General features: G+C 36.0%; 13 protein-coding genes. 12 read left to right on the top strand and 1 reads right to left on the bottom strand.

The features are described from left to right. Positions 1 to 10 precede the first annotated feature (10 nt). Positions 11 to 1,894 (top strand): molecular chaperone DnaK, encoded by a 1,884-nt coding sequence (gene dnaK, locus AAEO57_RS12375; RefSeq protein WP_341693028.1) that lies wholly within the window; start codon positions 11 to 13, stop codon positions 1,892 to 1,894. 166 nt (positions 1,895 to 2,060) lie between these two features. Here the strand turns inward: dnaK and AAEO57_RS12370 are convergent, their stop codons facing one another. Then, positions 2,061 to 2,957, bottom strand: coding sequence for a Fic family protein (locus AAEO57_RS12370; RefSeq protein WP_341693026.1), 897 nt, complete (start codon positions 2,955 to 2,957; stop codon positions 2,061 to 2,063). A gap of 417 nt (positions 2,958 to 3,374) precedes the next feature. Between AAEO57_RS12370 and corA the strand changes: the two genes are divergently transcribed. From corA to AAEO57_RS12315, 11 genes are all read left to right on the top strand, one after another. Next, complete coding sequence (corA, locus tag AAEO57_RS12365; RefSeq protein WP_341693024.1) at positions 3,375 to 4,448, top strand: magnesium/cobalt transporter CorA; 1,074 nt, start codon at positions 3,375 to 3,377, stop codon at positions 4,446 to 4,448. A 53-nt stretch (positions 4,449 to 4,501) separates the two neighbouring features. Beyond that, positions 4,502 to 6,595: a phosphate acetyltransferase gene (pta, locus tag AAEO57_RS12360; RefSeq protein WP_341693022.1), complete on the top strand. Its 2,094-nt coding sequence runs from the start codon at positions 4,502 to 4,504 to the stop codon at positions 6,593 to 6,595. A gap of 88 nt (positions 6,596 to 6,683) precedes the next feature. Next, positions 6,684 to 7,868 (top strand): acetate/propionate family kinase, encoded by a 1,185-nt coding sequence (locus tag AAEO57_RS12355; protein WP_341693020.1) that lies wholly within the window; start codon positions 6,684 to 6,686, stop codon positions 7,866 to 7,868. A 102-nt stretch (positions 7,869 to 7,970) separates the two neighbouring features. Next, entirely contained in the window at positions 7,971 to 10,718 is a 2,748-nt protein-coding gene (locus AAEO57_RS12350; protein ID WP_341693018.1) for a helix-turn-helix and ligand-binding sensor domain-containing protein, read from the top strand. A 243-nt stretch (positions 10,719 to 10,961) separates the two neighbouring features. Continuing rightward, complete coding sequence (locus AAEO57_RS12345; RefSeq protein WP_341693016.1) at positions 10,962 to 13,982, top strand: SusC/RagA family TonB-linked outer membrane protein; 3,021 nt, start codon at positions 10,962 to 10,964, stop codon at positions 13,980 to 13,982. A 4-nt stretch (positions 13,983 to 13,986) separates the two neighbouring features. Next, a complete protein-coding gene (locus AAEO57_RS12340) occupies positions 13,987 to 15,459 on the top strand; it encodes a RagB/SusD family nutrient uptake outer membrane protein (RefSeq protein WP_341693014.1) in 1,473 nt (490 codons plus the stop codon). Between the two features lies 1 nt (position 15,460). After that, complete coding sequence (locus tag AAEO57_RS12335) at positions 15,461 to 16,357, top strand: LamG-like jellyroll fold domain-containing protein (protein ID WP_341693012.1); 897 nt, start codon at positions 15,461 to 15,463, stop codon at positions 16,355 to 16,357. A 70-nt stretch (positions 16,358 to 16,427) separates the two neighbouring features. After that, complete coding sequence (locus tag AAEO57_RS12330) at positions 16,428 to 17,816, top strand: glucoamylase family protein (RefSeq protein WP_341693010.1); 1,389 nt, start codon at positions 16,428 to 16,430, stop codon at positions 17,814 to 17,816. Between the two features lie 118 nt (positions 17,817 to 17,934). Then, complete coding sequence (bglX, locus tag AAEO57_RS12325; RefSeq protein WP_341693008.1) at positions 17,935 to 20,235, top strand: beta-glucosidase BglX; 2,301 nt, start codon at positions 17,935 to 17,937, stop codon at positions 20,233 to 20,235. 151 nt (positions 20,236 to 20,386) lie between these two features. Beyond that, positions 20,387 to 21,172 carry a glycerophosphodiester phosphodiesterase family protein gene (locus tag AAEO57_RS12320; RefSeq protein ID WP_341693006.1) on the top strand — a complete coding sequence of 262 codons (786 nt, stop codon included), beginning with the start codon at positions 20,387 to 20,389 and terminating at the stop codon, positions 21,170 to 21,172. 91 nt (positions 21,173 to 21,263) lie between these two features. Continuing rightward, positions 21,264 to 23,168 (top strand): discoidin domain-containing protein, encoded by a 1,905-nt coding sequence (locus AAEO57_RS12315; RefSeq protein ID WP_341693004.1) that lies wholly within the window; start codon positions 21,264 to 21,266, stop codon positions 23,166 to 23,168. Positions 23,169 to 23,307 lie beyond the last annotated feature (139 nt).

Raw genomic sequence — 23,307 nt, 5'->3', positions numbered from 1 at the left:
TATATAAAAAATGGGTAAAATAATCGGAATTGACTTAGGTACGACGAACTCTTGTGTTTCTGTAATGGAAGGTAACGAAGCAGTTGTTATCCCTAATGCAGAAGGAAAAAGAACAACTCCTTCTATTATCGCTTTTGTTGAAGGTGGAGAAATTAAAGTGGGAGATCCTGCAAAAAGACAAGCAGTAACGAATCCTACAAAAACGATTGCTTCTATTAAACGTTTTATGGGACACACTTTTGCTGAAACTCAGGAAGAGGCAAAAAGAGTTCCTTACAGTGTGGTAAAAGGGGACAACAATACGCCACGTGTGGATATTGACGGTCGTTTATACACTGCTCAGGAGTTGTCTGCAATGACACTTCAAAAAATGAAAAAAACTGCTGAAGACTATTTAGGTCAGACTGTATCTGAAGCAGTTATTACTGTTCCTGCTTACTTTAACGATGCACAACGTCAGGCTACAAAAGAAGCTGGAGAAATCGCTGGTCTTAAAGTTATGCGTATCATCAATGAGCCAACTGCTGCTGCACTTGCTTACGGATTAGATAAAAAAGGAACTGATCAAAAAATTGCTGTTTACGATTTAGGTGGAGGTACTTTTGATATTTCTGTTCTTGAATTAGGAGACGGTGTATTCGAAGTATTGTCTACAAATGGTGATACTCACTTAGGTGGTGATGATTTTGACCAGGTTATTATTGACTGGTTGGCTGACGAATTCAAAACTGAAGAAGGTATTGATTTACGTTTAGATCCAATGTCATTACAACGTTTGAAAGAAGCTGCTGAGAAAGCTAAGATTGAATTGTCATCTTCTGCTGAAACAGAAATCAACTTACCATACGTAACTGCTACTGCTTCTGGACCAAAACACTTAGTAAAAAAATTATCAAGAGCTAAATTTGAGCAATTATCTGATGCATTAGTAAAACGTTCTATGGAGCCAGTTGCTAAAGCATTAAAAGATGCAGGTTTATCTACATCTGATATTGACGAAGTAATCCTTGTAGGAGGTTCTACCCGTATGCCAAGAATCGCTGACGAAGTTGAAAAATTCTTCGGTAAAAAAGCATCTAAAGGTGTTAACCCTGATGAGGTTGTTGCAATTGGAGCTGCTATTCAGGGAGGTGTATTGTCTGGAGATGTAAAAGATGTATTGTTACTTGACGTCACTCCATTAGCTTTAGGTATCGAAACTATGGGTGGTGTTATGACAACTCTTATCGATGCTAACACTACTATCCCAACTAAAAAATCTCAGGTATTCTCTACAGCTGCTGATTCTCAGCCATCTGTTGAAATCCACGTATTACAAGGGGCAAGAGCAATGGCTGCTGATAACAAAACTATCGGTCGTTTCCACTTAGATGGTATTCCACCAGCACCAAGAGGAGTTCCTCAAATCGAGGTTTCTTTTGATATTGATGCTAACGGTATCATCAAAGTTTCTGCAACTGACAAAGGAACTGGAAAATCTCACGATATCCGTATCGAAGCTTCTTCTGGTTTAACAGCTGAAGAAATCGAGAAAATGAAGAAAGATGCTGAAGCTAACGCTGATGCTGACAAAATCGCTAAAGAAAGAGCTGAAAAATTAAACGAAGCTGACAGTACTATCTTCCAGACTGAATCTCAATTGAAAGAGTTAGGAGATAAAATCTCAGCTGACCACAAAACAGCTATCGAATATGCTTTAACAGAATTGAGAATGGCTCACCAATCTCAGGATCTTGACGCTATCCAAAAAGGATTAGACAATGTGAATGCAGCCTGGAAAACAGCTACAGAAGCAATGTACGCTCAAGGAGGTGAAGGACAGCAAGCTGCTCCACAACAAGAGCAGGCTTCTGGAGACAATGTTGAAGACGTTGAATTCGAAGAGGTGAAATAAGTACTGATTAATATCAGTTAATAATAAATGTTAAACCGCTGTAAACGTAAAGTTTATAGCGGTTTTTCTTTTTTATGCATTTTTGTTTCTGCTGTTTTTTAATCATCTATTTGTACCATATTTGTACCGGCACTTATAAGGCGATAAAGTGGCATTTATGTACCCTTCATAATTTATACTTTATCTCAAAATAATTGAGAATAGATTTGTAATTATCCTGTGCAGTAAGACAGGTATCCATCAAATATTCTTTGATATTAGTCCATTCCTGCAAACCTCTGTAATAAAAAAGTTTGAGTTGTTCATCAATTATAAATGGCACAATGTTATTTGCTAAACATTCTTTAAAAATAATCAAACGACCTACACGACCATTCCCATCTTGAAAGGGATGTATAATTTCAAATTTATAATGAAAATCGATAATGTCTTCGATAGTTTTATTTTTAATGTTATGATAACTATTCAAAAGTTCTTTCATTTTTAATGAAACAAGTTTAGGAGGACAAGTTTCATTACCACCAACTTCATTTGGCAGTTTCTTATATTCGCCAACATTAAACCAGCTTTTTGCACTATCTGATGTACCAGACTTCAATAAAAAATGAAGTTCTTTAATTATGGATTCCGTTAGCTTACTATTGGCTTTCTCAATAATAAAATCAATGCAGCGAAAATGATTAGATGTTTCAATAATGTCATCTACGTTTATACTTTCTTTAGAAATACCAATGGTATTAGTCTCAAAAATATATCTTGTTTGATCGTGAGTAAGCTGACTTCCTTCAATTTTATTTGAGTTATATGTTAAATCAATCTGAGTACGATGGTAAATACCACCTTTCAGCTTCATATCCTTTTGCTCTTTCAGAGTGTTAAGTAATATATTATTACTGGAGTTTTTTTTAGTTTCTTTTTTGGGAAGTACAGCGTCTTCTGGAATATTCCATGTTTTACCAGTCAGGAACGCTCCTTTTATTTTATCCGAAGAACAATAGTGGCGTATCGTTCTCTCTGATAATTCCACTTTTTTTGCAAATTCTACTACTGAAAGATACTTCATATATATATGTATAAAATTCCGTTATCGGCAAATGTATAGATAAATTTTTATATTATAACACCTGTTTTTGCCGATAGCGGAATTTGTGATGTTCTACTTTGTTAAAAATTAGTACCAATTTTTAACTCCATCTTCAAAAAAAATGTATTTTCTACCATTGTCTTGTTAGGTGTTGATTAACGTTTTTAATTCCGAAGAAGTAAATAATTCTTTTAGTATTAAGTAATTAGTACAAAGTATTAAGATAGAAAACCGAGTCAGAAATGGTCCGGTTTTTTGTGCTTAAAATCTATTTATTTTAGAGTCGCATGCTGTATGTTTCTACTGTAGGTCTATTTACAGGTTTTCCACAAACTGATAATTGTCATTTCCTATCCCGATTCTTTTTCGTAATATTACTATTGTAAAATTTCATGAATGAGAAAGATCAAATACAAGAAAGGACGTAAACTGCAGCATACTAGTTTAGAGTATACTGGGTCTCATAAAGATCATGAAACAGAGATGCAGCTTTTTGTATATGACGATGCAGATGTTGTCGAATATGAAAAGTTTACTGTTTTAGCTTTAAATTCCTGCTTTGATTATACTAAAAACAACTGGCTGAATATACACGGACTAAACGATATCGGCATCATTAAAACAATCGGTGATCATTTTAAGGTTGACGATTTTTTACTCGCCGATATTTTAAACACAACCAAAAGGACCAAGCTTGAGGAACAGCCGAATATTTTATTTTTTAATATCAAATCGCTTTTGCCTTCAGAATACTCAGACGGACTAAAAGTAGAACAGCTCAGTTTTATTTTGAAAGACGGAATCCTGATTTCATTTCAGGAAAAAAGAAGTGATTTCTTTACGCATATACGCGAACGACTGCGTACACATGCAGGGATCGTAAGGATGAAAAAAGTTGATTACCTTCTTTATTTATTGCTCGATGCAGTAATGGAAAATTTCTACATTACGATAGAGGACGAAGAAAATAATATTGAAGAGCTGATAGATTTAACCAAAAAAGGGGCAGATCCTATTATTTTGGAGAAAATTGAAAACCACCGTGATAATTTTAATTTCTTAAAACGTTCCATCGTACCACTGAGAGACTCGCTGTATTATCTGAAAACCATTAAAGATGATGATGAGGCGAATGGTCTTATTCAAAAAGAGACTTTTAACTTTTTTGTAAGACTGCATCAAAAGAGCCTGGAACTCTTAGAGCAAATAGAATCGGATATGAGTTCTTTGGAAAGTGCTTCAAATTTTTATTTTTCGGAACAAAGCCGAAAAATGAATGAAATTATGAAAACACTGACCATCATTTCGGCCATATTTATTCCGCTCACATTTATTGTTGGAGTTTACGGAATGAATTTTGAAAACATGCCGGAACTGAAAACAGAAAACGGCTATTTCATTGTCATGGGAACCATGTTTTTATTGGTAATAGCCCTGATTATTTATTTCAAAAAGAGACGTTGGTTTTAGCTTTTTACATTAAAATTTACACTTTCTAATATGTTCAGTTTAAAATATAACTTATGAGTAAAGCAATATACATAGCGACCAGCGATCAGAACAGCGGTAAATCGATTATCACACTCGGTTTGATGAGTATTCTGATCGGTAAAACAGCAAAAGTTGGTTATTTCAGACCTATTATTGAAGATTTTGTAGACGGAGAACAGGACAATCATATTGAGACGGTACTCTCTCATTTTAATCTTGATATCCAATTTGAAGATGCTTATGCCATTACCAAAAGCAAATTAATCAAGAAAAAAAACAAGGGAAAAATAGGCGAGGTTTTAGATCTTATTATTGAAAAATATAAAAAACTCGAAGAACGTTTTGATTTTGTTTTGGTAGAAGGAACGAGTTTCACGGGCGAAGGAACTTCAATTGAACTGGATCTGAATGTTCTAATTGCTAAAAACCTTGGAATTCCAACTATAATTATTGGTTCAGGAGTTGGTAAAACATTAGAGGAGCTATTGGATAGTCTGTATCTGGTTTATGATTCTTTTAAAGTAAAAGAAGTCGAAGTTTTATCTGTTTTTGCCAACAAAGTCCAACCGGAAAATATTGAACTGGTAACTAAAAGTCTTAAGAAAACTTTGCCAGACAATGTTCTGATCAATACGATTCCGCTCATTTCGAGTTTAAATAATCCGACTATGCAGGAAATCGTTAATGAACTTGATGCAAAGGTTTTATTTGGAGAAAATTATCTCAATAATGAAATTGGACATTTTAGTGTTGGAGCCATGCAGCTGCACAATTATCTTGTTCACCTTCATGATAATGCATTGGTAATTACTCCGGGAGATCGTTCGGATATTATTTTAGGAGCTTTGCAGGCAAATGAATCGGCTAATTATCCAACAGTTTCAGGGATTATCCTGACAGGAAATATTCTTCCGGAAGAAAGTATTTTAAAGCTCATCGAAGGGCTTTCGGCCATAGTTCCGATTATTGCTGTTGATGGCGGAACGTATCATATTACCAATAAAATTGGTGCAATTCGATCTGAAATTTATGCCAATAATACCCATAAAATCGAGACTTCAATTAATACTTTTGAGAAATATGTTGACATTGTATCTTTATCAGAAAGGGTAATTACTTTCGAACCAGAAGGTATGACTCCAAAAATGTTTCAGTATAATATGGTGAAACGCGCCAAGCAGCACCGTAAACATATTGTTTTACCGGAAGGGAATGATGAACGAATTATTACGGCTGCTTCAAGATTATTGGCAATGGATGTTGTCGATATTTCAATTATCGGAGATAAAAAACAAATTGAAAATAAGGTTGCCGAACTGGGACTTGCTTTAGATTTTTCAAAAGTAAATATCATCAATCCAATTGAATCTGAGTTTTATGAAGAGTATGCCAATACCTATTATGAGCTCCGAAAAGCGAAAAATGTAAGCATCACAATGGCAAGGGATTTAATGGAAGATGTGTCGTATTTCGGAACAATGATGGTTTATAAAGGTCACGCTGACGGAATGGTTTCAGGAGCTGCACATACAACACAACATACGATTTTACCTGCATTACAATTCATTAAAACCAAACCAAATTCATCTGTAGTTTCGTCGGTATTTTTTATGTGCTTAGAAGATCGTGTTTCTGTTTTTGGTGATTGCGCCATTAACCCAAATCCTACAGCTGAGCAATTGGCAGAGATTGCAATTTCTTCAGCAGAATCAAGTGCAGCTTTCGGAATCGAACCCAAAATAGCCATGCTTTCGTATTCTTCGGGATCTTCAGGAAAAGGAGATGAGGTAGAAAAGGTAAGGGCAGCTACAGAAATTGTAAAACAAAAACGACCGGATTTAAAGATTGAAGGGCCAATTCAGTACGATGCCGCAGTGGATCGTGCCGTAGGAAAAAGTAAAATGCCAGATTCTGAAGTGGCAGGGCAGGCAAGTGTGCTAATCTTTCCGGATTTGAATACCGGAAATAATACTTATAAAGCCGTTCAGCGTGAAACAGGAGCTCTGGCAATCGGACCAATGTTACAAGGATTAAACAAACCTGTAAACGATTTGAGCCGTGGCTGTACCGTAGACGATATTATAAATACGGTTGTTATTACGGCAATTCAGGCACAGGGAATTTAACATTATAATTTAAAGATTGAAATATTTAAGGATTTAAAAATTTATCTTTTAATATTTAAATCTTTTAATCATTAAATAAATTTTTTAAATGAAAATATTAATAATAAACTCAGGAAGTTCATCAATAAAATATCAATTAATGGTTATGCCGGAAAACGAAGTGATTTGTACCGGTATGATTGACCGAATTGGTTTGGAAACTTCCAATGTAACTTTTAAAACATCGTCTAATTCTTTGGAAGAATCACTTCCAATTCCAACTCATAAAATAGGTTTGCAAAAAGTTGCTAACATGCTTTTGGATGCCCAAAAAGGTGTTATCAAATCGACTGCCGAAATTGATGCCGTGGGACATCGTGTGGTGCATGGTGGAAGCGAATTTAGTGATACGGTTAAAATCAACGAAAAAGTAAAAGCAAAAATCAAGCAGCTTTTTGAATTGGCACCCTTGCACAATCCTGCAAATCTGGAAGGAATTAATGTGGCCGAGGAGATTTTTAATTCGGCTGAGCAGATTGCTGTTTTTGATACGGCTTTTCATCAGACCATGCCTGAAGTAGCTTATAAATACGCTATTCCGAATAAATTTTTAACAGAAAATAAAGTCCGTGTTTATGGTTTTCACGGAACCAGCCATAAGTATGTTTCAGAACAGGCAATTGAATTTTTAGAAAACAGTTCTAAAATAATTACCATTCATCTGGGAAACGGCTGCAGTATGGCCGCTGTTAAAGACGGAAAATGTATTGATACAACAATGGGATTCTCGCCTTCTAATGGTTTGATAATGGGTACCCGTGCCGGTGATATTGACCAGTCGGTTATCTTTTACATGATTAAAAATTTAAATTATACACCTGATGAAGTGAATGCTGTCTTGTTGAAACAAAGCGGTATGCTTGGTTTGACAGGTTATAGCGATTTGCGTGACATTGAAGCAGAAGCGGAGAAAGGAAACAAAGAGTGTCAATTGGCTTTATTAATGAATGCTTACCGAATCAAAAAAACAATTGGTTCTTATACCGCAGCTTTAAATGGTTTGGATGCTATTATTTTCACTGCCGGAATAGGAGAAAATTCGTCATACATGCGTCAATTGATTTGTACTGATATGGATTATTTGGGAATTGAACTGGATAAAGAAAAAAATCAAATACGTTCTAAAGCGGTTAGAGAAATCAACCAAGTAAATTCAAAAGCGAAAATTTTGGTAGTTCCAACTGATGAGGAATTTGAAATTGCCAATCAGGTTTATCAATTGCTTCAAAATTAAATTACAGTAATTAAATTATCACAAAAGCTTCTCTGATGAGGAGCTTTTTTACTTCTGTAAATTAAATATTTGTCAGTATATTTGAGTTTAAAACCGAATATTTTGAAATCGATACTCTTAAAATTATTTTTCTTCTTTTTCATCACCTTTCAAATTCAATCGCAAGAATTACTTCCTTTCGTAGAAAATTACAGCAAATCAGATTATCAGGGCGACAACCAAATCTGGAATGTCGTTCAGGGAAAAGATAACGCTATGTATTTTGCTAATAATCATTATTTATTGCGATATGACGGCGTTGCTTGGGAAAAATATTCACTGCCTAATAAAACTATAATTCGTTCTATATTAATTGAAGGAGATCGTATTTATTCCGGTTCTTATAAGGAATTTGGATATTGGCTTAGAGAAAATGGAAAAATGCGATATGTTTCCATTTCAAAAAACTTTCGCTTATTTGATGAAAAAGACAACGAAGAAATCTGGAAAATTTTCAGATATAATGGTTCTCTTTATTTTCAGTCTTTCAACGATGTTTTTATCTATGATGGAAAACATATTAAAAAAATCAAATTCCCATTTTTAATTTCCTATTGTTTTGTGGTTGATAAAGATCTTTATGCAGCTTCTGTTAATAAAGGTGTTTTTAAAATGAACGGCTCAAAAATCACCAGTCCAAAAGGGTGGGATATCCTGAAGAATACCGTTGTTCATGCTATCGAAAAGTATAATAACCAAACGTATATTTTTACCCAGAAAAGAGGAATTTTTATATTAGGTGATAATAAGAACCTTAGATCATGGAATCATCCGCTGAATGAAATTTTTAAGTCAAACGGGATTAATGTTGCAAAATTTATTAAAAACAACAAACTTGTAGTAGGGACTGGTAACAAAGGTGTTTTTATTTATGATTTTAAAACAAATACTCATAAAAACATTGACCGAAATAACGTTTTAATGAACAATTCGGTTTTAAGTATAGGCCTGGATAAAGAAGATGATTTGTGGCTGGGACTGGATAACGGAATTGCACATATTGAGGTAAATTCGCCAATTTCATTTTTTTATGACAATTCTGGAATCCTGGGTTCTGTATATTCTGTTGCAAATACAAAAAAAGGATATTTAATTGCATCCAATCACGGAATTTTTGAATATGATTCGGGCGATTTTAAAATGCTGCCCGGTACGCAGGGGCAGGGGTGGAATATTACCAAAATTGGAGAGAAATATGTTATCGGTCATAATGATGGAACTTTTTGTTACGAAAATGGTACACTGACTAAAATTAATAACGTAAGCGGAGGATGGAATTTATCAAAAAGTATTATTAAGGATACCTATTTTCAGTCTACTTACAGTGGAATTTTAGTGTATGATGATGCATCCCAACTTGAGGATTTTAAGATAATCAATGATTTTTCTAAACCGATAAAATATGTAGCGCAGAATGTAAAAAATGAAATTTGGGCTGCAGATAATTATCGTGGTTTGTATAGAGTTTTATTTGATGATAATTATAAAACCAGAAAAATTGAAAATATTACACAACAATGTAAAATTAAAAACGATTTTGGAGTTAAAATTTTTGAATTCAGGAATGAAATCCTCTTTCTGATTAATAAGGAATGGTATACTTTTAATGCTATTTCAGGCAAATTAGATAAAAATGAACTGTTTAATACCACTTTTAAGAATGTTTCTGATGTTGTGGCAATAGACGAAAACCACTTTATTGTCCTGCAGCAGGGCATCTTGTATCATATATATGCAGATGGAAATAAGTTTGTATGGAATATGATTCAGGAGAAATATTATAAAGGAAAACTGATTAACGAAAACCTTAGAATTTTCAGAAGCCAAAATCAGTATCTGATGAACTTGGATGACGGATTTATTTCCCTTCAGTTGGGTTATGAAAATAAGCAGGACAAAGGAGTTAAAGTTGAAGTGTATAATGATAATGAATTACTTCCGCAAGATGGGAAAATTAAGCATAATGCTGAGCTGCGAATAAATGTAATCTCAGGAATTTATGGAGCAGGCAAACCAAATTTGTTTTATCAGCTTAACAAAGGAAATACTTATACACCAATCTCAAATGGTGCTATAGTTTTGAATAATTTGGGTAGCGGCTCGCATTCTGTGGTTATTTTTAAACATGATGGTGTTAATTACGACAAGGTTTCCAGTTTTGAATTCAGGGTAGCGCAGCCGTGGTATTTTTCATTTTGGATGATTTTGCTTTATCTTCTGCTTATTGGAACGGTATTATTTCTTTATTATAAGTGGAATAAGTTTCGTTACACACAAAAATTAAGACTACAGGCAGAGGAATTAAAACACCAGCGGGAGATTCTGGAAATGGAATTGAAAAAAGAAAATGAATTAAATATACAGGAGTACGAAAAACATATTTTAGAGCTCAAGTTACAGACAAAATCTTCTGAGGTTGCAGGAAAATCCTTGTCTATAGCTAAACAGAGCGAAATGATTGATAAAATTCAGCATATTTTGGATGCTGAAAATGATTTGAATAAACTTAAAAGCGAAATAAAAAAGGCAATAAAAATAAATGAGGTAAATAAACATGAATGGGAAATATTTGAAACCAATTTAAACCAAATCCATAATGAGTTTATTATCAGTCTTTCTAAAAAATATCCTAACTTGACCCCCAAGGATATCAAATTGTGTGTTTATCTTAAAATGAACCTTTCTTCCAAAGAAATTGCACCCTTAATGAATATCTCATTCAGAGGTGTTGAACTGCACAGATATCGTCTCAGAAAAAAACTTGGGCTCAATCAGGAAGAAAATCTCTCAAAATTTTTATTAAATATATAAGTTTTGAATTGTTTTTTTATGCATTATGTATTTTTAACTCTCCTTTTTTGCATAATTACAACACATCATTACTACATCATAAAGGGGTGTTAATTAAATCTAAATTATTCATAACTTATTGATTTTGTTGTTTTTATGTATCTATTTTGATGTAGTGATGTGGCTGTGTAGGGCTATGTTTTGATGCACTTCAACGCTGTAATTGTTTAATTTGGCTCTACTAACTTAAACGATTACTACTGTATGAAAAATTTTATTTTTAGCTTTTTAGCACTCTTGCTGCTTCCGTCTTATATGATGGTACAGGCGCAAGCAATCAAAGGAAAAGTTGTAGACAGTAAAGGGATGGGAATACCCGGGGCAATTATTGCCGCTGCTGATTCCAAAACTTCTGCAGATTCTGATTTCGACGGCAATTTTACAATCAATGCCAAAGAGGGCGAAATCCTGAAAATTTCAATGCTGGGTTTTGAGGCTGTGTCAGTTGCAGCAACAACAGCACCAATGACCATAACTTTAAAAGAATCTGATGACACTGCTTTGAAAGAGGTTGTTGTTATCGGATACGGAACAAGAAAAAAGGTAGATAATACTACAGCCATTTCTTCTCTCAAAGGAGAAGAAATTACCAAAACCAAAGTCATCAATGCTTCGCAGGCCATTCAGGGTAAGGCAGCCGGTGTTCAGGTTACATCATCTGATTTGCCGGGAAGTACACCATCTGTTGTAATCAGAGGTTTAGGGACCGCTTTGGGAGGAAGATCACCTTTGTATATTGTGGACGGTATGGCAACCGAAAACATCAATAACATCAATACAAATGATATAACTTCTTATGACATATTAAAAGACGCTTCTGCACTTGCTATTTATGGTACCAGAGCCGCAAACGGGGTAATCATTATTACAACCAAAAAAGGTAAAGGCGAAAAAGTTTCTGTTGAATTTGAAAGCTTCGGTGGCGTCAGAACACCGCTTAAGAAAGTAAAAATGGCAGGTAGTAATAAGTATGCTCATTACACCAATTCAGCTTTACAATCGACTACTTATTCTCAGGATCAGCCGGTTAATACGGACTGGTTTGATGAGATTACACGAACAGGCAGTTATACACAGAACAATGTTTCTGTTTCAGGAGCTACAGAAAGTATTAAATACTTTTTTAGCTTAGGAAATTATCAGGAACAGGCTATTTTAAACGATCTGGATTATGGACGTACCACTTTTAGAAATAATAATGAATACAAAATTTCGAAAAGACTGACTTTAAACCAGAATTTTAGTTTAACATCTACCAAATCACAGCCAAAACCATTATCAGCTTTTACAGCAGCTTATAAACAGTCTCCGATAGTGCCGGTATATTTTCCGGATGGTAAATATGGAGTTGCCCGCGTAGGAGAAGATGGTTTTGCCAGTCAGACGGGAAGTTCTATTAATAATGGCGGAAACCCGGTTGCACAATTAGATTTCTATGACGAGCAACAGCGTAGTATCACTTTGCAGGGAGGTTTAAAATTGGATTACGAGATTTTGGAATCGTTAAAATTTACTTCACAATATAACGGTGAATATTACACATGGAAACAATACAATTATGATGACACCAAAAATATATGGCTGGCTGCAAATCCAAACAAGGTTTCAGATGATTATGAGAAAGAGTTTCCAAACGCCAATATTAACCTGCTTACAAAGGGAAGAGAAGAATACTACAACTGGAGTTTGTCTAATTATTTGACATTCAATAAAGTATTTAATGAAATCCACGATATTGAGGTAACTGCGGGTATTGAAACCTACACCAAAGGAGCAAGAGAAAAACTGACTATTAAAAGAAAAAATGTAAATGCAGATGCTAATTACTGGTCTTTAAAAGATAACGAATATGCGACAAATGTAACCAGTTATAAAGATGAGGTTTTTAACGAAATCAAACTTGCATCTTATTTAGGACGTTTTCAATACAAACTGATGGACAGATACTTGCTGACAGGAACAGTGAGACGTGACGGATCTTCAAACTTTGCTAAAGATTACCGATGGGGAACTTTTCCGGCATTTGGTGCAGGATGGGTTATAACGAAAGAAAAGTTCATGGCTGACGTTAAAGGAATCAATTTAATAAAACTAAGAGGAAGCTGGGGAAAATTAGGAAACCAGAATGTGCCTCTTAACAGTCAGGGCTATACTTCGGGTCTTAACGCTTATTTGGGTGGTTCAATTTTGAATGAAGGTACAACAATCAACTCTCAGATTGATCCAAGTTTATCCTGGGAAATTACAGAAGAATTGTCTGGAGGTATAGATTTCGAATTATTAGAAAACAGGTTAAAAGGATCTTTTGATATATATGACAAAAATACAGACAACGTTATCCTGAACACCAAACCTTATATTACATCAGGAATTACTACAGCTTCGCCTGCACATGTAGGAGAGGTTTCTAATAAAGGTTACGAGATTTCATTGCGTTGGGATGATAAAATTGGGGAAAATTTCAGTTACTATATCGGCGGTAACTTTTCACACAATAAAAATGAACTTACCGGCTTGAAGAATGTTGTTTTAGCTCAGTTAATAGGAGGCGGATTAGGAAACGGGCAGGATACCAAATTGTTAGATAACACTACTATCGGCCAGCCATTGGGAAGTTTTTACATTTACGAATATGCAGGTTTTGATCCGGCAACTGGAAACATGCTCTATTACAATTTTGCGGGAGAAAAAGTAACTCAGGATGCTTTGAGTGCTACTGTAGATAAAAAATATGTCGGTTCAAGTTTACCAAAATCCAATTACGGCGTTTCTCTAGGATTCAATTACAAAAACTTTGATTTTTCTGTTGATGGATATGGTACTTCTGGGGCAAAAGTTTATAACGGAAAAAAAGCACAACGTTTTTATGGAGAAAACATAGAAAATTCGATTGCTACCAATTTCTGGACCCCTAATAATTTAACGGCTTCAAATCCGGCACCTTTCAATCAGGTACCAGTAGCTTCTACTTATTACCTGGAGTCTGGTGACTTTTTTAGAATCAACAACATTACCCTCGGTTACAGATTGCCATTGCAGGAGGGCGGTTTTGTAAGTGCCTGCCGAATCTATGTAAACGCAATCAATCCATTTATTACACAAAAATTCTCCGGATTCTCTCCAGAGTTAAACGGCGATGGAGATCCTTATAAAACACAAGGAGTAGAGTTAGATGCTTATCCAACTTTGAGATCATTTGTAATTGGTGCCAATTTAAAATTTTAAAATCATGAAAAAAATATATATAGCAGCGTTTGTATTATCAGCATGTTTTTTTACGGGTTGTGCAGACGATTTCTTAGATGTAGATCAGACAGAATCTATTTCGACCAACGATGTAGAACTTTTTAATAATGAGGCAGGGGCAGCCCAGTTTGTTACGGCCATTTATAATAAGTTTCTAAACTGGGATATGACCTCTTTTGGCTGGATCGGACTTTCAAGCATCACCTCTGATGATGCAGACAAAGGCTCTTCGCCAGGTGATACCGGAACAGACAAGGATGTACTGGACAACCTGACATATAACGCTTCTAATCCTTCTGCAGAAAGTACTTTTGTAGCCAATTATGACGGAATAAACAAATGCAATCAGGCTTTGAATATGCTTCCGAAATTAGATAAGGTGGATGCTAATTTAAGAAACAGACTTGCCGGAGAAGCGAAGTTTTTGAGAGCTTTTATGTATTTCACTTTGGTAAAATGCTACGGAGGTGTACCTATTGTAGATCATTTGCCGGTTCCGGGTTCAGAAGCTGACAGAATCATGCAGTTGACCCGTAAAACAGCTCCTGAAGTGTATGCTTTTATCGAAAGTGACTTAAACGATGCTATTGCTGCATTACCTGAAAAAACGGCTTATGGACCAAATGAAAGATCAAGAGCTTCAAAAGGTGCTGCTTATGCTCTTCTGGCAAAAGTAAGCCTGTATCAGAAAAAATGGCAGCAGGTTGTAGACAATTGTAATAAAGTTACAGGATACGCTATTGTGGATGATTATGCATCAATGTTCAGAGCTTCCGGCAAATTTGATTCAGAGTCGATTTTTGAAATTTATGCACAGGGTGCCGTGCCTGCCAAAGGAATCGAAGGTTATTCTAATACTCAGGGCGCACGTGGTACCGGCGGCTGGGGCTGGGGTTTTAATACGCCATCTCAAAGTCTGGTAAACGCTTATGAACCAAATGATGTCAGAAAAGCAGCAACTATTATTTTCAGAGGTTCTACTTTATATGATGGAAGAGTAATACCAAACACAGTGGAAAACGAAAGATACAACTATAAAGCTTATTCATCAGCCTATACAGATGCATGGGAAACGGATGTTGACATTAAATACCTGAGATATGCAGAGGTTTTATTAATGAAAGCAGAAGCGTTGAATGAATTAGGACAGACCGATCTTGCGATTCCATTATTAAATCAAATTAGAAAAAGAGCCAATTTAGGGCCTACTTCGGCAGCATCACAGGGAGATGTGAGAATTGCAATCTGGAAAGAAAGAAGGGTAGAAATGGCTTTTGAGCATGACAGATTTTTTGATCTGGTACGTACAGGTCAGGCTAAAGCTGCTTTCGCCATAGACGGAAAAACTTTTATTGAAGGGAAACATGAATTATTTCCTATTCCAGCAGCCTTCCTTAGACAAGCGGGTGACTTATCCGACCAAAATCCTGGTTACGAATCCTTAAATAACAATTAAGATGAAAAAATACATATCTATTTTATTAGTTTCTTTTGCTACATCTGCTGTTTTTGTAAGCTGTGAGGATAGTATTGATAAAGAAAATAAACCAATTCCTTACGAGCCAATTGGAGGTTATGAAAACTCAGATGAGGTTGCTGCCGCGCATTTGGTTTCAAAATTTAGTTTTGACGGGACTATTGATGATTCCAAAAATGGAATTACTGGCGGGACAGGAACAAATGTTTCTTATGACGCCGGAATAAAAGGGAGCGCCTACAAAGGGTCAACAAGTTCATTTATTGCCTATGATAACGTTGCATCTTCTGTTGTGAACTTAAAAAGCATTACAGTTTCGATGTGGATCAAAACAGATCAGCATACTGGAGGAGCTCAGTCGTTATTTATGCTTCCTAAGAAAACTGATTTTTGGGGAAATATATTTTCTTTAATAGAAAGTGGCAGCTCAAACACATCGATGTTTCTTAAAAATCATATTCAAAGAGATGTTACTCCAAGTATTGATTGGTCTGGACAGTTTGTGGAGCATAATGGAGATAATATTTTAAAAAACATGTATGGATCTTGGAAACAAATAGTCTGGAGTTATAATGGTACAAGTTCAACATATAGTATTTATGTAGACGGACAAAAAATAGTTCTACCAGTTTCAATTTCAAAAAGATATGCAAGCGACCCTACAAAAGGAGGTGGTCCTTTTGGTGAATTAGCCAGTTCTGAAGTTTCAAAATTTATTATCGGAGGTTATCAACAGCATTTAGGTGCTCCATGGGGTGCTCCAGACGGCTGGATGCTTAACTATACTGGACTAATGGATGAATTCAGAATTTATGATGTAGCTCTTACAGATAATGAAGTATCGGCTCTTTACAAATTAGAGAAAGACAAAAGATAAAGATCTTTTATACATCTGGAATGAAAATTCCAGGTGTATTTTAAATAATAATACCACAAACAATTATAAAATGAAACATAGCTTATATATCATTCTTTTTCTAAGCGTTTTTATGGCGTGTTCTTCTTCTTCTCCCGAAGGAGGAAATGACGGAGGTACACCATTGCCAACAAATCCGGTTGTTCCTACTAAACCATTGACGGATGCAGAGGCAATGGATCAGGTTCAGAAAGATGCCATCAAATATTTCTGGGACTATGCCGATCCGAATTCAAAACTGACCCGGGAAAGATATATCACTGAAGATCCCGCTTTCGAATCCAATATTATTACAACAGGCGGTTCAGGTTTTGGGTTAATGACTATTGTTGTAGGTGTGGAAAGAGGTTTTTTGCCAAGGGCCGAAGCTGTTTCCAGACTTTCAACGGCTTTAACTTTTCTTGAAAAAGCAGAACGGTTTCACGGCGCATGGCCACACTGGATGGATAATACATCAGGAAAAGTGATTCCGTTTGGGACAAAAGATAATGGAGGTGATTTGGTTGAAACTTCATTTGTTTGCCAAGCCTTAATTACGATTAGAGAATATTTTAAAAACGGAAGTACAGCTGAAAAAGCATTGGCAGCCAAAGCAGACGAACTTTGGAAAGGTGTCGAATGGGACTGGTACACCAAAGGCGAAGAGGCACTATACTGGCACTGGTCTCCTAATTATGGCTGGGATATGAACTTTAAATTAGAAGGGTACAACGAGTGTTTGATTACCTACATCATGGCAGCTTCATCACCAACACATCCCATTTCTGCAGAAGCGTATCACAAAGCCTGGGCAAGAAACGGAGCCATTGTAAACGGAAGTTCTCAATACGGAATTCCGGTTGTTTTAAATTATAACGGAGCAACAGGAAATGTAGGTCCGATGTTCTGGTCGCATTATTCATATTTAGGTTTAGATCCAAATAATCTAAAAGACAAATACGCTGATTATGGAGTTTTGACTCAGAACCATGCTAAAATTATGGTGCAGCACAGTGTTGTAAATCCAAAAGGATGGAAAGGCTACTCTGATAAATGCTGGGGTTTAACAGCAAGTTACACGCGCAATCCAGACGGAACAACGGGCTATACGGCGCATCAGCCAAACAATGATACCGGAGTGATTTCGCCAACGGCAGCTTTGTCTTCTTTTCCTTTTGCACCTGTTGAAGCAATGAAGTTTTTGCATTATTTATATGATGAAAATAAGGCACAGTATGTTGGAATTGCAGGTCCTTACGATGCTTTTTCACCACAGTATAATTGGGTAACAAAACGCTATTTAGCCATAGATCAGGGAACAATTGCGCCCATGATCGAAAATTATCGTTCAGGATTGTTATGGAAACTATTTATGAACGCAACGGAAACGAAGCAAGGCCTGTTAAATTTAGGCTTTCATTCAACGAAATACGGTTTTTAAACCTTCCGAAAACAATAAATACCACATAAATACCACATTTATAAAATCGCCATTGTTCCGAACCAAAATAGGAATAAAGCAATGGCGATTTACATAAAAGAACAAAATATTATTTAATATGAAAAAGAAATTAATCATACTGTTTTTAAGCTGTACTGTTTTGGGTTATGCTCAAAAAAAGAATGCTAAAAATGCAGTAAAAATTAAACCAAAAGCCGAGTTTGTTGCAGAATTAATGTCAAAAATGACTTTAGACGAAAAAATTGGTCAGTTAAATTTACCTACTTCGGGTGATATTACAACAGGTCAGGCAAACAGTTCGAATGTTGCAAAAAATATTGCTGAAGGAAAAGTAGGCGGTTTGTTCAATATAAAATCGGTTCAGAAAATCAAAGAAGTACAGAAAATTGCGGTTGAAAAAAGCCGCTTAAAAATTCCGCTGCTTTTTGGTATGGACGTGATTCACGGTTACGAAACCACATTCCCAATTCCGCTTGGATTATCCTGTACCTGGGATATGAAGCTGATTGAGAGAAGCGCACAGATTGCTGCGCAGGAAGCAAGTGCTGATGGTATCAACTGGACATTTTCTCCTATGGTAGACATTTCGCGGGATCCTCGTTGGGGAAGGATTTCCGAAGGTTCAGGGGAAGATCCGTATTTAGGAAGCCAGATTGCAAAAGCAATGGTGAACGGATACCAGCAGCACGATCTTTCTAAAAACAATTCCATTTTGGCTTGTGTTAAGCATTTTGCCTTATACGGTGCTCCTGAAGCAGGTCGTGATTACAATACCGTAGACATGAGTCACATCCGAATGTTTAATGATTATTTTCCGCCTTATAAAGCCGCAGTTGATGCCGGTGTAGGTTCGGTTATGGCATCTTTTAATGAAGTCGACGGAATTCCTGCAACGGGAAGCAAATGGTTAATGACAGATGTTTTGAGAAAACAATGGGGCTTTAAAGGCTTTGTGGTAACAGATTACACCGGAATTCCTGAAATGATTGATCACGGAATGGGCGATTTGCAGCAGGTTTCGGCTTTGGCTTTAAATGCCGGAGTTGAAATGGATATGGTGGGTGAAGGATTTTTAGGAACTCTGAAGAAATCTTTAGACGAGAAAAAAGTGACAATAGAAACCATTGACAATGCTGTTAAATTGATTTTAGAAGCCAAATACGATTTAGGATTATTCCACGATCCATATAAATATTGTGATGTAAACAGAGCCAAAACAGAAATCTTTACTGCTGCCAGCCGAAAAGAAGCGCGTGAGATTTCCGCACAGTCATTGGTTTTATTAAAAAATCAAAATCAGGTATTGCCTCTTAAAAAATCAGGTACAATTGCCCTTATCGGACCCTTGGCAGATGCCAGAAACAATATGTCGGGAACCTGGAGTGTCGCAACTGTTGGCGAAAAATGTATTTCTTTATTGCAGGGAATTCAGGATGTAGGCGGAAAATCTGTAAAAGTGCTTTACGCAAAAGGAAGCAATTTAGATTACAATGAAACTTTTGAAACCAATGCCACTATGTTTGGTAAAACCTTAAATCGTGACGCTCGTCCTAAAGAAGAATTAATTGCAGAAGCTTTAAAAGTCGCTGAACAATCAGATGTAATTGTGGCTGCCTTAGGAGAATCTGCCGAAATGAGCGGAGAATCCAGCAGCCGTACCAATCTGGAAATTCCACAGGCTCAAAAAGATTTATTGAACGCTTTGTTAAAAACCGGAAAACCGGTCGTTTTGGTTCTGTTTGATGGTCGCCCTTTGGTTTTAAATGATGAAAATGCAACTGTTCCTGCCATTTTAAACGTTTGGTTTGCCGGAAGCGAAGCAGGTCACGCTATTGCGGATGTTTTATTTGGAGATGTAAATCCTTCCGGAAAATTAACAACGACTTTCCCAAGAAGCGTGGGTCAGGTACCGATTTATTATGCACATAAAAATACAGGAAGACCGCTTTCTAATACAGAAGGAAAATTCGAAAAATTCAAATCTAATTATATTGATGAAAGAAACGAGCCTTTATTTCCATTCGGATTTGGATTGAGTTATACGACTTTCGATTATTCAAACCTGAAAATTTCTTCTGATAAAATGAATTTCAGCGGAAAACTGAAAGTAACCGTAGACGTAACGAATACAGGTAATTTTGACGGAAAAGAAACCGTTCAGTTGTATATAAGAGATTTGGTTGGTTCAGTAACAAGACCGGTTAGGGAACTGAAAGGTTTCCAAAAAATAACACTTAAAAAAGGAGAGAAACAAACAGTAAGTTTTGATATTACTGTTGAAGATTTAAAATTTTATAACTCTGATTTACAATTCGTAGCAGAGCCCGGACAGTTTGATGTTTTCGTAGGAGGAAATTCAGCTGCCGATAAGAAAGTTAGTTTTGAGTTAACTAAGTAATTGGTTTGTTATTAGTAATTGCCCTTCGTACTGGTTATACGGAGGGCTTTTTTATAAAAGTGATATTTATCAATATTCATTGTGTTAAAAAAACATTACAAATAGACTTAACCAACTTAAAAATAATTACACTCATATAGATTATTACAAAATGAAAACATTTAATACAGCTCAGGTTTGCTTTCTTTTTTTAGTCTCAGCTGTTTTTTCGTCCTGCAGTACAAATATTAATAGTATTGTGGCGCACAGAGGAGCCTGGAAGAAAAACAATCTCCCGGAAAATTCAATTGCAGCATTAAGGCATGCAATTGAACTCAAACTGCCTGGTTCAGAATTTGATGTCTGGAGAACCGCTGATGATTCGCTTGTAATCAATCACGATGCGCATTATAATAAATTACTCATCGAAGAAACCAATTATGCAGATTTGATAAAATTTAAACTTTCAAACGGAGAAAAGCTACCAACCTTGTTTGAATATATTTCAGAAGGAATGCAAAACAACAAACAGACACTTTTGGTATGCGAAATAAAGCCTTCGGAAATAAGTAAAGAGAGAGGAAAAAAAACTGCCGTTCTAGCTGTTGAAACTATCAGGAAACTGAAAGCCGACAAAAACACCTGCTACATTAGTTTTGATTATGAAATTCTAAAGCAAATCAGAGCAATTGACTCCAAAGCTTCTCTGCAATATCTGGAAGGAAATAAATCTCCAAAAGAAGTAAAAGCAGATAATATTAATGGTGTCGACTATCATTATTCTGTCTTTCAAAAACACCCCGAATGGATTCAGGAAGCCAAAAACCATAAAATGATACTGAATGCATGGACCGTCAATGAAGCCAAAGATATGGATTGGATTATCGCTCATAAATTCAATTACATCACCACAAATGAACCGGAACTGCTGATTCAGAGGATAAAGAGTAAAGAGTAAAGAGTAAAGAGTAAAGAGTAAAGAGTAAAGAGTAAAGAGTAAGGGCGAAGTAATAACTCCTAACTCAATTTTAAAATATAAAAATTAAGAGATGTATAAACTGTCTTCAATACCGCTTTTGTTGTTTTTGATAGGATTTAATAGCAATATCACGGCACAAAAAACAGAATGGTTTGATTCTGCCAGACCTGCAACAACGTACTGTAATCCCATTAACATTGGTTACAATTATACAACGTATAATCATAACGGAATCCCGGAATCCCGGCGTTCCAGTGCCGATCCGGTAATCATTACGTACAAAGGCGACTATTATTTATTTGCCACAAATCAGGCGGGTTTCTTTTGGAGTAAAGACATGTCCGACTGGAATTTTGTTTACGGAAGTTTTCAAAGACAACCTGGCGATGATGATCAGTGCGCTCCGGCAGCCTGGGTGGTAAATGACACTTTATTTTATGTAGGCTCGACCTGGAAAAGGGATCATCCCATCTGGAAAACAGCAGATCCAAAATCAGGCAGATGGACACGTCACGTAGACAAAGCAATGCTTCCTACATGGGATCCGGCCATTTTTCAGGACGATGACAAAAAAGTATATATGTATTACGGTTCAAGCGGAAAACTGCCTCTTGTAGGTGTTGAGGTTGATTATAAAACCTGGCTTCCAAAAGGAAATCAGGCAGATTATGCAACATTATACAAAGCGACTGAAGTTGAAGATATTCAGCATCCGTATGGTCAGATTAAAGAAGTGGCGATTCTAAATCCATCAGCTCATGGCTGGGAACGTTTTGGACCAAACAATGATATGGAACCTGCTCCCTGGGGAAATTTTATCGAGGGAGCATGGATGACCAAACACAATGGTAAATATTATATGCAGTACGGGGCACCGGCAACCGAATTCAAAGGCTATGCGAATGGGATTCACGTAGGCGATCATCCGTTAGGACCTTTTACCTATCAAAAACACAATCCGATGTCGTATAAACCGGGCGGATTTGTAATTGGCGCCGGACACGGAAATACTTTTGCAGACAATTACGGAAATTACTGGAATACCGGAACCTGTAAAATCTCTATAAAAGACCGTTTTGAGCGTCGTATCGATATGTTTCCTGCCGGATTTGATAAAGACGATGTCATGTATTCAAACACTTCTTATGGTGATTTTCCAATAATTCTTCCAACAAAACTTCGCAATCATGAACAAGGAGCTTCATCAGGCTGGATGCTGCTTTCATACAAAAAGCCTGTGACTGTTTCTTCTTCGGAAGAATGTATGGAAGTCGAAACACACCGAATGGACAACGGAGGTAAAAAAGTCTATGAGAAATTCTGCTATGGTCCTGATAATTTAACCGATGAAAATATTCAGACGTATTGGTCTGCCAAAACCAATAATCCGGGTGAATGGCTTCAAATGGATTTGGGAAGATCAATGGAAATTAGAGCATTACAGATCAATTATGCAGATCATAAAGCCACTCAGTTCAATAAGGCCATGGATATTTATTATCAGTATAAGATATTCATGTCGGATGATGGTGTAAACTGGACTTTAGTTGTCGATAAATCCAAAAATGACAAAGATACGCCTCATGATTATCTTGAACTCACAAAATCAATCAAAGCGCGTTATATCAAAATGGAGAACATTCACAACGCTTCAGGTTTGTTCGCAATTTCAGATTTCAGGGTTTTTGGTAATGGATTATTGGAAAAACCGAAAGCAGTTTCTTCTTTTAAAGTAAACAGAAATAAAGCGGATTCACGAAATGCCATAATTTCATGGAAAAAACAAAATGATGCAATCGGCTATCATATTTATTACGGAATTGCACCTGATAAATTATACAACAGTATTATGGTTTACGGCGATGGTTCCTATGATTTCAGAGGTTTGGATAAAGGCACAAAGTATTATTTTACAATTGAAGCTTTCAACGAAAACGGAATCGGCGCAAAAAATAAAATTGTCGAAGTAAAATAATTATTTGTAGCCTTAACTCGATGAGTAATTTTTGAAGCAGAATGATTATTGTTTTTTAGTAAACATCGTCCCGCTTTCCGTTCCAAACGAAGTTCACTGAACACCTATTAAAAATAAAAGTTAAGTGAAGTAATCTTTT

The organism is Flavobacterium calami, assembly GCF_038290035.1.
Lineage (GTDB): Bacteria > Bacteroidota > Bacteroidia > Flavobacteriales > Flavobacteriaceae > Flavobacterium > Flavobacterium calami.
Note: the sequence above shows the minus strand (reverse complement) of the source record. Positions and strands in the feature narration are given on the sequence as shown.